Raw genomic sequence first — 11,386 nt, forward strand, 5'->3', positions numbered from 1 at the left:
TTCAGCCGTGTTGCTCTTCGGCGCATTGTTTTTGATAGGCCGAGTAGTCCATCAACCCGGCCAGCGACGATTCATCGTCGACGCGAATCTTGGCGATCCAGCCGGCGCCGTAGGGATCGGTGGACAAGGTTTCCAACTTGTTCGGCAGTTCCTTGTTCACCGCGACGACTTCGCCGCTCACCGGGCTATACAGATCGCTCACCGCTTTGACCGACTCGATCTCGCCGAAAGCTTCTCCCACCTTCACGCGGCGGCCGACCTCGGGAAGCTGCATGAACACCAGATCGGTCAGCGATTCGACGGCGAACGCCGAGACGCCGACCGTGGCGACTTTAGCGCCCGGCGATTCCGGCTCGATCTGGACCCATTCGTGCGTCTTGGCGTAGAGCAGTTGTTCTGGCTTCACGGGAGAATCCCTTTACGAAGAACGGCGATAAAACGGCAATTTCACGACGCGCGCCGGCTCGGATTGCCCGCGAATGTCGACGAACAATTCGGCGCCCGGATCGGCCGCATCGGGGCGGACGTAGCCCATCGCGATGGGCCGATTGAGCGTGGGTGAAAAGGTTCCGCTGGTCACTTCACCGATCTGGGTTCGCGAGCCGGCTTCCGGGCCGCGCAGAATTGGGTAATGCTCGCGCGGAACGCGCTTGCCCGACAATTCGAGGCCGATGCGAACTCGTGCTAGCGGCGATTGCTTGAGCTTGGCCAGCGCATCGCGACCGGGAAACATTCGATTCTCCAAGTTGACGGCGAAACCGAGGCCGGCTTCCAGCGGATTGATCTCTTCGGACAATTCGTGGCCATAGAGCGGCATGGCGGCTTCGAGGCGCAATGTATCTCGCGCCCCGAGCCCGGCGGCCATGACGCCTTGATCGTGGCCCGCGGCGAGCAGCTTCTCCCAAATGACGACGGCGGCGGGCGCCGGCACCGTCAGCTCGAAGCCATCCTCGCCCGTGTAGCCGGTGCGGCTGACGATGGCGGGCGAACCTGCTACATCCGTCTCGATACCGTAGTAATACGTCAATGCAGCGAGATCAGCGGCCAACAGGGGCTGCATGAGTCGCAGCGCCGTCGGACCTTGGACGGCGATCATCGCCGTCTCGAGGGTCACGTCGTTGAGCAGCACGCTGCGGCCAGCCAGCCGGAACCGGACCCAGTTGAGAATCTTGGTGCGATTGCTGGCATTGACGACGAGCAAGTGCCGCGGCGAGCTATCGGCTGCGTCGGCGAGACGGTAGATCAACACGTCGTCGAGAATCCCGCCGGTATCGTTGGTCACCAACGAATAGCGAATCTGTCCAACCGCCATATCGGAGACTCGGCGCGTGAGTAAACCCTCTAGAAACCTGCCGCAACCTGGGCCGGCGAAGTTGAGCCGCCCCATGTGCGACACGTCGAATAGCCCCGCCGTGGTCCGCGTTGCCTGGTGCTCGGCCACGATCGAGCCGAAATGCACCGGCATCGACCAACCGGCGAAATCGACCAGCTTCCCGCCGTGCGCCGCGTGCCAATCGTAGAGCGGCGTCTTGGCCAACGGCGGATTTGCAAGCGCGACGGACATGAAGAGGGATTCGGGGCTAGGGATTCGGGACTCGTAATTCAAGTCGGGCCCGATGGTCGCGCAGTGCGGCGCAACAATCTCGTTACGCGTCAAGATGCCAAGGATCCGCCCCGCTGACCGCTGGTATTGTAGCGGCTTCCCCCATCCATGCCAGGGGCCGCTACCGCCGCTTCTTCCCGCGTTTCGGCGGGCCGCGGTTGGGGCGTTTGAATTGGCCGTAGGTTGGCCGTTCCATTTTCTTGCCAGCGCGGCGGCCGTGCTGGACGAGTTGGAAATCGAGTTCGCGGCGGTCGGTGTCCACGCGGGCGACGCTCACGCGGACCGGGTCACCCAGCCGGAAGGCATTGCCCGAGCGGCGGCCCGTGAGCGTGTGCGCGGCGCGGTCGAAGCTGTAGAAATCATCGGCCAGGGACGAGACGCGGATCAGACCTTCCGCCGGCAGATTGATTCCTTGCACGAACAGTCCGAAATCCTCGACCCCCGTCACGACCGCGTCCATTTCCTCGCCGATCCGCTGGCTCATGTAGACGAGCAGCTTGAGCTTCGTCAGCTCGCGCTCGGCCGCTTCGGCCCGTTGCTCGCGATCCGAACAATGCTCGCCCAAGCGGGCCAAGTCCGCCATGTCGTTCACTGGCTTCTTGCGGTGCAGGTAATGGTCGATCAGGCGATGGATCGTCAGGTCGGGATAGCGGCGGATCGGCGAGGTGAAATGGCAATAGCAATCGCTCGCCAATGCGTAGTGCCCTTCCTCGACCGGGCTGTAGACGGCCCGTTGCAGGCTGCGCAGCACGGCGTAGTTCACGGCATGTTGCTCGGGGCGGCCGGCGACCAAGCTCAGCAGCTTTTGCAACGCGAAGCGGCTCACGAGGCTCTCCGTGTGAAAGCCCAAATCGGCGACGAACTTGTCGAGCGCTTCGAGCTTTCGCGGATCGGGATCGGAATGCACGCGACGCAGAAAGAGAAAGCCCGCTTCGTGCAATACCTCGGCGACCGCCTCATTGGCCGCGAGCATGAATTCCTCGATGATCTGATGGCTCTCGGTGTTTTGTACGACGTGAGCGCCCGACACGCGGCCATCCTTGTCCAGATCGACCTTGATCTCCTTCATCGCCAATTCGAGTGCCCCGCGGCCGAACCGCCGGGCACGCAGGATCATCGCCAATTCGTGCATCCGGCCGAGCAGATCGTGCACGTCGGGAGTGAGCTTGCCGCGCCAGTCCTCGCGATCGGCCAAGTAGTGATCGACTTCTTCATAGGTGAACCGCCGCCTGCTCTTGATCGCCGCGGTATGGACATCGACCGCCACCCGCGCCCCTTCTGGCGTGAACTCGATGAAGGCCGTCTTCGTGTATCGCACTTTATGCGGCTGGAGGCTCGCCAGATTGTTCGAGATGATCTCGGGGAGCATCGGCACGACGCGGTCGGGCAAATAAACACTCGTGCCGCGGTGTAGGGCCTCGCGATCGAGCGGACTCTTGCCACGCACGAAATGCGAGACGTCGGCGATATGCACCCCGAGACGCCAGTGGCCGTTTTCGATCCGCTCGAGAGAAATCGCGTCGTCGAAGTCGCGGGCATCGACCGGATCGATCGTGATCACCGTCTCGCGAGTGAGATCGACGCGCTGCCCCGCGATCGTTTCATCGAACCGCTCGGCCTGCTTGCGGGCGTCTTCGAGCGCATCGTCGGCAAATTGATCGGGCAGGTTGTATTCGCGGATGATCGAAAGCGTATCGACCCCCGGATCGCCACGGGCGCCGAGCACTTCGATGATCACCCCTTCGCCGTCGCGATAGTGCGTCGGAAAGCGCACCATCTCGAAGACGACTTTGTCGTCGGGCTGGGCGTTTTTCGCCCCCGGATCGCCGAGCAGGATCGGGCGGACGAAGAGTGTGCCGTCGACCTGGGCATAGGCATTGCCCGCCGACTCGAAGTATGTGCCCACGAATTGGTGCGTTTCCCGTTCGAGCACTTCGACGATCTCGCCGACCGGATTCGGGCGGCGCACGTCGCGATGCTTCTGAAGTTTGACCAGCACCGTATCGCCGCTGGCCGCATCGAGCGTCCGATCGGCGGGGATAAACACGTCCAACTTGCGATCGGCTTGCGGGGCAGAATCGGTGGGCCGCACGAAACCAAAGCCAGCCTGCGCGCGGCGAAAGAGTCCCGTGATCTGGCTGGCCACGACGCCACGCGGCGCGGGAGACCGCGCGGATTTCGCCGCGCCGCCGGCCGATTTCGTCGCCGACTCAGCCGATTTCGCGGCGTCGCCGGCATCATTGCCGCTCGCCGCCTTGCCGTCAACAGCTTTGCTGACCCTGCCGGCCGTGGGGAAAACAAGATGGCTTGCGCCGTAGACCAACTGGCCCGACTTCACGAGCCGCTTGAGCACCCTTTTGAATTCCCGCTCGCGATCGTCGCCAACGCCGAGCTTCTTGGCGATCACCCGCGGTTTGACCGGCTGGTAATTCGGCTGCCCGACATGGTCGAGGATTTTCGATTCGAGATCAACATTCGTCATTCGTGTTTCGTCATTCTTTCGACATTCGTGCTTCGACATTCGTCATTCGCTCGCCGCGCCCTTGAACAGCTTGCGGCTCAGGCCGGGGTGGAACTGGGTCCACGAGCTGTCGCAATTGGCGTCGTCGCGGATGAGTTGTTGGAAGTGGTGGATCTTGGCGTCGAGGTTGTCGAGATAATGCAGGGCCACCGCTTCGAGCGTCATCGGCAGCTTGGGGGCGCCGAATTCATACGCTCCGTGATGGCTGATGATCATGTGCTTCAGCCGGAGCGCCGTTTCGGCCGGGATCGCTTCGCCCGAAAGCTTTTCCGCCTCGGCCAGCTTGGCGTCGAGGATCGTTACCGCGAGTACGACGTGCCCAAGCATCTGCCCGGCGTCGGTGTATACGAATCCGCGCTCGCTGCTCAGCTCCTCGATCTTGCCGATGTCGTGCAGGAACGCGCCGAACAGCAGCAGATCGCGGTCGATGGCCGGATAGCGATCGACGATCCGCGCGGCGATCTCCATCAGGTTGACGACGTGCTCGACCAGCCCGCCCAGATAGGCATGATGGTTCTTGATCCCCGCCGGAGCGCGCGCGAAGCGGCGCATGAACTCTTCGTCGGCCAGAAAACACTCGGCCAGGTTTCGCAGATGCGGATCGCGCATGCCGCGGAGCAATTCGGCCAGCCGCGCCGCCAGCCGATCGATCTCGGCCGGCGAAAGGTGCATGAAATCGGCGAACTCGATTTCCTCGGTCCGGGCCTTGCAAATGCTGGTGGCGATCATTTGCAGGCCGCCTTGATAGACCTGCGTCGATCCCTCGACGCGGACGAAATCGCCATCCTCGAAACCGCGATAATCGGCGTCGCCGGCGTTCCACATCCGGGCGGAAAGCGAACCGCTCCGGTCCGACAATTCGACCTGCAAGTACAGATTGCCGTTGCGGTTAGGCCGAAGCTGTTTCTGCGAAGCTAGAAACACCTGGTCGACCGTTTCTTGATGCCCCAATTGATTGACAAAACGACGCTGCATCACAACTCTTTCTGATCCAAAGAAGGCCAAACCGCTCGGCCGGCCCGAGAAAAATTCCCCCATATAGCGAATTGATTCTAGCGCGGCAGGGCACGGGCCACAAGGGAGTGACAAGTGACAACCGACGAGAGCATGCCGACCGGGAAACCGGCGCTATTCGGCTCGCTGGCCAACCTGATCGCCATTTTGAAAGCCCGGCGTGAAGGGGTCGCGATTTCGTTCTGGGAATACCTCCGCGTCTGCCTGCGGCTGACGCTCGTGACGCTGGCGCTAGCGGTCGCTTGGCGGCTCTGGGCGTAGACAGACATGTTGGAAGTATTCGTTCAGAATGGTGGATGTACTTCCGCACTTGGGGCAGAGTAACCGTTTGCCGGAATCTGAGCTGCGTTCGAGGGATTGGTGGCACTGTGGGCAATCCATTTCCTGGAATTGAACTATCACCGGAGCGTACCAACGGGACGACGCTACGGACGCGCCGATAATCTCGGCTACTGAGTTAAAGAACGGTGATCGCGAGTCTTCACTGGCCAGGAATTCTTCGTGCCACACGCGCCAGGCGTTACGATCGACCATTCGCGGGAGACAAATTCGCAAATAGCAGCGCGGACAGTACAAGTCTTGCGTGTGCCCGGGCTTTATCGCGATGCGAGGGCCGAACCGTAAGATCACTTCGATCCCTTCCCATTCGTGTGCGCAATCGGGGCACTTAACTTGAAACCCCCATGCCATTTGAGCACCAAATCAATGCCAAAAGTCGCGCTAATCTTGTCTGATTCCACGCCTTCGCACTAAGTCCTATTTTCGCCGGGGCGCCAATGCGTCGATTTGACGGCCATTCGTTCTCTCGAGCGTTTCCAAGATAGCTCGCCGCTCTTGCAAGGCGACTGAGTCTCGATCACGAAGCATATAGGCCATGGTGGTGTCCGAGTAATTTGGAGACCGGGCGTCTACGTGCAGTCGCTTCATTAGCTCGATCTCGCGCGTCCGGTGTGCAATGGCCTCCCTTACGCTCCCTTTGAGTTCGGACAGCAGCGCTAATGCTTCCTCGCGAATGATCGCCATATCGTTGTCGGGCACATCGCGCAGGACCCGCTCCAAGCGATCCACGTAACGCTGAGCACTGGCCGTCTGTTTTCGTGAGTACAACCAATACCGAATCTTTTTGCAGAGGTAGTCCAGTTCGGCCCAACTGCTCGCGAAGCGGCGTTGAGTTGCCGGCGGCTTTGGCAGTTTACGAATCATCGATTTCATCTCCAATGAGGCTTGACCAGATCCGGATCGAGTTCCGGACGCATGCGGCGCGCCTCATCCGACATTTCATCCCAGGCCTTCCTCGCCTCGTCATATTGCTTATCCGCGGTGGCCCTCTTCTCCGCGGCTCTTTTCTGAAATCGGCGCTTCTTTGCCGGATCAGACTTTATTCTATGCCCGCGCCCCGGTGTATGTCCCATTGGAATCAGAGTCGTCCGACTGTCGTTGGGACAATAACTTATGGTTTTGCCGGATTTACTTCATAGATCGGCAGGTGGCGGTAGTAGACTTCGAGCGAGAGGAGGTTCATCGTGGTGACGTAGATGCGCCCGCAGACGGAGCCCCAGCGGTCGGGGACGGGGTGTTGCGGGTCCCAGCTTCCGGCGAGCGAGCCGGTGGCGATCTGGCTGTTGATCAATAGCGGATGCAGCCGCTCGTTCCAGGCTTTCCAGTAGTCGCCCTTGAGTTGGAACATGACTTGCGTGGCGTAGTACCAGTAGTACGTGTCGCGCGAGTACATGTCGGTCGCCCGCGGCGGGTTCGTCATGATGAATTCGGCCCCGCGGAGCAGGTTCGGATCGTCGCGCCGCCAACCGAGATAAATGCGGGTCAAGAGGGCGACGGCGGTCATCGTCGGCCGGCGCGAATCGAGCGGGCTCTGCGATCGCGGGTCTTGCGGACGATAAATGTAGCGCGAGCCGTCTTGCGGCGAGATTTGCGCGGAATCGAGAAACTGAGCTACCCGCTCGTACGCAACTTTGGGAACCTCCAAGCCAGCCAGTTCCCCGCTCTTGAGCGCGGTGGTTTGCCAACCGGTGACGGATGTATCGCTATCGTCGCCCGGATCGTAGCGCCAGCCGCCGTTTCTTCGATCTTGCGCGGCGAGGATGAAGTTGACCGCCTTTTGGGCCGGCTCGCGGAGCCGCTTGTCGCCGGTCATTCCCAGCGCTTCGCAAACGGAGAGCGTGGCAATCGCATGGCTGTAAAGCCGGGTCCAACGATTCGGATTTGCCTGCTGGTCCATCGGCAGAAACAAATCGCCATCGGCCTTTTGATGGTTCAAGAGATACTCGAGGCCGCGGCGGACAGTGTTGTGATACTTGTCGTCGAAATGGTCGTAACCGGCGCCGAGGAAGGCCAAGAGCGCGAGGCCGGTGGCGGCCGTGTCGGAGCGATAGACGCCGGCATCAGACTCGGTCGCGCCGGGGAATCGGTGCAGGCTCCAGCTTCCATCGGCGGCCTGCATCTGAGCGAGATAGACAAGCCCGAGTTCGATCGACTGCTCGGTGCGGCCGTCGGAATCGGCGTTGCCGTTGCCCTTGCCGTTGCGACCCTCGCGGCTGCGGCCGCTGAAGGAAGGCGTCGGCGCTCGGACCGGTGCATCGGCGGCGACGGCCGGCCCGCCGCCCCCCGGCTGACGCTGTAAGAACCGGCCGGAGCTGATGGCAAGCTGGTCGCTATCGGGAAGCGCTCGGCGATCCGGCACGCCGAATTGCGGCACTCGGCCGGCCGCCGTTGAATCGGGGCTGCCGAGCAGGGCGCTTTTCACGTACAGCCCGGCGTTGCCATAGCGCCGACCGCTCCCGTCGCCGCCGAGGCCGATTCCACCCGGCCCGCCTGGACCGTCGTCCCCCGATCCGCTCGCTCCACCAGTCGCATTGTTGCCGGTACCGGAGGCGGCGGGCGATCCGGCGAACTGCGGCGTTGCGCCTTCGACGGCCAATCCGCCCGGCGTGCCGATCGAATTCGATTTCGGCAAAAGACCTCCGATTCCCGCTCCAACCGCGGAAGGTCCGCCATCGCCGTTGCCGGACAACCCCGGCGCTCCGGCGCCGGACCCCGCCGCGCCGACTTGCACTCCTCCCGCGATTCCGTCGATGCCCGCGCCGGGCTGACCGGACCCTTCACCCGATCCGCCGCCAGTCGGAAGGCCGCCCGCCGATTGACGCCCGACGCCGGCCAGCGCGCCTTCGAGACCGCTCCAGCCTGGACCGTACTGCCCGCTGCCATCGCCACCGGGACCATTGCCGCCATTGCCCGAGCCGTGGTCGCCGCTGCCGGTGGGGCTGCCGCCGGCGAGTTGCGGCAGATCGGCCTGTGCGTCCGCGGCAAAGCCGCCTTGCGCGGACCGTCCCGCTCGGCCAATGCCGGTCCCCAATCCGCCGGGCATGCCGCCGATGATTCCGCCGGGAAGATCCTCGGTTCCAGCGCCGGGCCGGCCGACTTGAGCGACCCCGATTCGGCCGTTGCCGCCGTCGCCGCCATCTCCACCCGGGCCGTCGCCGGGCCCGCTCCCGCCGGCCACGAGTGCGCCGCCCGGAATGCCCGAACCGGCCGCCGTGCGCACCGCGCCGGTCGCTCGGACGTCGGCGACGGGGGCATCAGAATCGTTCTCCACGCCGCCGGATTCACCCGCGCCACCGCGCGGCCTCGATGAAGGAAGCCCGGCGACCGGGGCTAAGTATGTCGCTCGATTGATCCCGGAAAAACCGAGCTTGCCTTTGCCGACTGGCCCGCCAGCGGCGAGAGACGGGTCGGGATTCGGTCCGACTGGCGACTGGCTGCGACCCGGCAGCGGCCCGGCCATCGCCAAACTTGCGCCGAAGCCGCCGGCCCCGGCCGGATCGGAAAGCGCCGGGCCAGCGGGACGAGGCGGCGCGCCGCGAGCCAGCGTGCCGCGCGTGACTTGAGTTGCCGCCGGATTGAGCGAACCGGGACCGCGGCCGCCGTCGGCTGAACGCAACGGTGCTTGACCGGAGAGCGACGCCACGTCGGAGGCCGGCCCGGTCGTCGCCAATCCCGCGCGCGCCGCGAGCCGCGGCGCATTTGCCGAACTAGCGGCGGAAGACTCATCGCTCGGTGTCGTCACGGCTCGGCGGCTTGCCGAGACGAGCGACGGCGCAGCGATCGGCGCGGTCATAGCCAGCTCATTTCCAGTTCGTCCGACCACGGCGCCAGCGGGCGCCAGTCGCCCGACGCCCGTTGCTGGACTAAGTTGGCTCAAATCGGCGACCGCAGCCTTCGCCGCCGCCGCAGGTTCGGGCGCCTCGCCGCGCGGCGTCGGTCCCGGCTCGGTGATCGTCTTAACCAGCTTCGGTCCCTGCGCCACTAGCGGCGATGGCAGATCGTTCGTTCGCGGGGCAGGGGTCGATCGCGGACCGCCCGGCTGGAGCGGCGCCGACGTCATCGCCACGGTCGAGTCGTCCGGTCGGCGCGGCACCGTCGGATCGGTCGTTTGATGACCAAGCGGCATCGAACGGGCTTCGAGCGGCCCGGCCTTGGTGGTCGGCACGCTCAAGTCGATCGACTTCACGGGCCCGGCTACTGGAGTCGAATTGATCGGCGATTGTTGCTTAGCGAGCTGCGCATCGAGATCGCCGCGGCGCGGCGCGGCGGGCTCGATCCGCTTGCGCTCCTGCGGCAAGGCCGCAAGCGATGGCGCCGTGTCGGCGATTGCGACAGTCTCCCTGGGCTGGAGCGCGCCGAGACTGGCGGCATTGTCGCGCGGCTTCGGCTGGATCGCTTCCAGAACCAAGCTGTCGGGAATCTTCGTCTCGACCGGCCGCTCGATCTCCTCCTGCGGCCGATTCGGCAACGCGCGCGTGAGATGGTAGTCGGGCAGCACATCGATCGGGCGGAGTTCGCGAGTGGCCGCCTCGCGTTTTGGCCCGTTACCCCACTCGGAATGATCTGGTCGAAACGCGATCGCGCCGATGGCCACTCCGAAATGCAAGGCGACGCTCAAGAAGGCCGCCAACTGAAGCCGGCGCGCCTCTCGGCCACCGAGCTTGATCGCCAGCAGACCCAACACAAAAACGCTCCCGACCAGCGTGACCAGTCGGATGTAGCCGTTATTCAACAGGTCCGGTGTCTGAAAATCGCTATTCGCCCAGATCACTCCCCCGACGCAACCGCAAAGGAGCACCAGCGCCAGATTGACCGGCCAAAGCTGCTCGTCGAAATCGGCATGATCCGACGGATCGACCTTGCGGACCACGTGACGCTGCTCGTTCATAGACACGCAATCCCCACGCTCGAAATTTGGACAGGATTACAGGATTAGTTTTCAACACGAAGGCGAAGCCTTCGACAAGGAATCCTGCGCAATCCTGTAATCCTGTCAGAAATCGTCTTGTTCTAAGTTCCCGGTTCGGCGGTCGTCACTCGGTAGTCGCTGATTCCAACCTTGTTGCAGGCGTTCATCACGGCCACGACGTGCTTCCAGGCGCATTTTTCATCAGCTCGTATCACGACCGATTGCCGTTCGGGATTATCGACCGCCGCTTGGTTCAACTCCCGTTCCAGCGCGTCCAGCTCGATGAAATTCCCGCCGGCGTAATAGTGCCCGTCGCGATCGACGTGAACGAAGAATTCCTTGGGCTTGGCCGTAAGCGGCATGGCGGCGCTGGCTTGCGGCAGCACGATCGGCAGCGAGCGCTCCTGAATCTGGATTTGCGCGGCGACGAGGAAGAAGATCACGATCTGGAATAGGATGTCGATCATCGGCATCATGTTCACATTGCCGGCCACGGGGCCGCGAACGTTGACTGCCATGATCAAGCTCCTTCCGATTGCGCGATGGCCGGCTCGCCGAGCGCTTCCGCCTTCACCACCGGCGGCGGCTCGATGCCCGTGGCCTGCCGCGTGGTGCGCAGCTTGCCTTCGTACTTCTCGACCTGCGGCAGGACGCTTTGCACGAGGTCTTCCACCTCGCGCATCAGGGCCTGAATCCGCCCCTCGAAGTAGTGCGCAATCACGAGCGCGGGAATGGCGACGACCAATCCGGCGAACGTCGTGATTAGCTTCAAGTAAATCCCGTCGGCCAGCACGAGCGCGCGATCCTGGCCGACCGGCGTATGGGCCGTCTTGAAGAAGGCGATGATCATCCCTTGCACCGTGCCCAATAGGCCCATCAGCGGTGTTACCGTCACGGCGAGCACGAGCGGACGGACGTTGTAATTCAGCTTCCAGCTTTCGCGCGAGATCGAGTCCGCCACGGCCCGCTCCACTTCGTCCGTCGGCCGGCCGGTTTTGAG

At 63.3% G+C, this 11,386-nt stretch carries 9 protein-coding genes; 1 reads left to right on the forward strand and 8 read right to left on the reverse strand.

Annotated features, from left to right (window positions below):
* Position 1 precedes the first annotated feature (1 nt).
* The 4 genes from gcvH to VGY55_06675 all read right to left on the reverse strand — a co-directional run bounded on the left by gcvH (position 2) and on the right by VGY55_06675 (position 5,099).
* The gene (gene gcvH / locus VGY55_06660; protein HEV2969653.1) at positions 2-406 is read right to left on the reverse strand and encodes a glycine cleavage system protein GcvH; all 405 of its coding nucleotides are present in this window, start codon (positions 404-406) and stop codon (positions 2-4) included.
* Positions 407-418: 12 nt separating this feature from the next.
* Positions 419-1,564: a glycine cleavage system aminomethyltransferase GcvT gene (gene gcvT, locus VGY55_06665; protein ID HEV2969654.1), complete on the reverse strand. Its 1,146-nt coding sequence runs from the start codon at positions 1,562-1,564 to the stop codon at positions 419-421.
* 160 nt (positions 1,565-1,724) lie between these two features.
* On the reverse strand, positions 1,725-4,085 hold the full coding sequence (gene rnr, locus VGY55_06670) for a ribonuclease R (GenBank protein ID HEV2969655.1): 2,361 nt from the start codon (positions 4,083-4,085) through the stop codon (positions 1,725-1,727).
* 42 nt (positions 4,086-4,127) lie between these two features.
* Complete coding sequence (locus VGY55_06675; GenBank protein ID HEV2969656.1) at positions 4,128-5,099, reverse strand: HD domain-containing protein; 972 nt, start codon at positions 5,097-5,099, stop codon at positions 4,128-4,130.
* 114 nt (positions 5,100-5,213) lie between these two features.
* Between VGY55_06675 and VGY55_06680 the strand changes: the two genes are divergently transcribed.
* Positions 5,214-5,399 (forward strand): hypothetical protein, encoded by a 186-nt coding sequence (locus VGY55_06680; GenBank protein HEV2969657.1) that lies wholly within the window; start codon positions 5,214-5,216, stop codon positions 5,397-5,399.
* A gap of 495 nt (positions 5,400-5,894) precedes the next feature.
* Here the strand turns inward: VGY55_06680 and VGY55_06685 are convergent, their stop codons facing one another.
* The 4 genes from VGY55_06685 to VGY55_06700 form a co-directional block, all read right to left on the reverse strand.
* Positions 5,895-6,341 carry a hypothetical protein gene (locus VGY55_06685; protein HEV2969658.1) on the reverse strand — a complete coding sequence of 149 codons (447 nt, stop codon included), beginning with the start codon at positions 6,339-6,341 and terminating at the stop codon, positions 5,895-5,897.
* 247 nt (positions 6,342-6,588) lie between these two features.
* Positions 6,589-10,365 carry a prenyltransferase/squalene oxidase repeat-containing protein gene (locus VGY55_06690; protein HEV2969659.1) on the reverse strand — a complete coding sequence of 1,259 codons (3,777 nt, stop codon included), beginning with the start codon at positions 10,363-10,365 and terminating at the stop codon, positions 6,589-6,591.
* 122 nt (positions 10,366-10,487) lie between these two features.
* Positions 10,488-10,904 (reverse strand): biopolymer transporter ExbD, encoded by a 417-nt coding sequence (locus VGY55_06695; GenBank protein HEV2969660.1) that lies wholly within the window; start codon positions 10,902-10,904, stop codon positions 10,488-10,490.
* A gap of 2 nt (positions 10,905-10,906) precedes the next feature.
* Positions 10,907-11,386: MotA/TolQ/ExbB proton channel family protein (locus VGY55_06700; protein HEV2969661.1), on the reverse strand; the 480-nt coding region annotated here is incomplete at its 5' end.

The sequence above is a fragment of the Pirellulales bacterium genome, assembly GCA_035939775.1.
In the GTDB taxonomy this organism is placed as follows: Bacteria; Planctomycetota; Planctomycetia; order Pirellulales; family DATAWG01; genus DASZFO01.

Excerpts from the sequence above, each read along its gene's own strand:
- gcvT (HEV2969654.1), bottom strand. The coding sequence starts at position 1,564 with ATGTCCGTCGCGCTTGCAAATCCGCCGTTGGCCAAGACGCCGCTCTAC.
- rnr (HEV2969655.1), bottom strand. The coding sequence starts at position 4,085 with ATGACGAATGTTGATCTCGAATCGAAAATCCTCGACCATGTCGGGCAG.
- VGY55_06675 (HEV2969656.1), bottom strand. The coding sequence starts at position 5,099 with ATGCAGCGTCGTTTTGTCAATCAATTGGGGCATCAAGAAACGGTCGAC.
- VGY55_06685 (HEV2969658.1), bottom strand. The coding sequence starts at position 6,341 with ATGATTCGTAAACTGCCAAAGCCGCCGGCAACTCAACGCCGCTTCGCG.
- VGY55_06690 (HEV2969659.1), bottom strand. The coding sequence starts at position 10,365 with ATGAACGAGCAGCGTCACGTGGTCCGCAAGGTCGATCCGTCGGATCAT.
- VGY55_06695 (HEV2969660.1), bottom strand. The coding sequence starts at position 10,904 with ATGGCAGTCAACGTTCGCGGCCCCGTGGCCGGCAATGTGAACATGATG.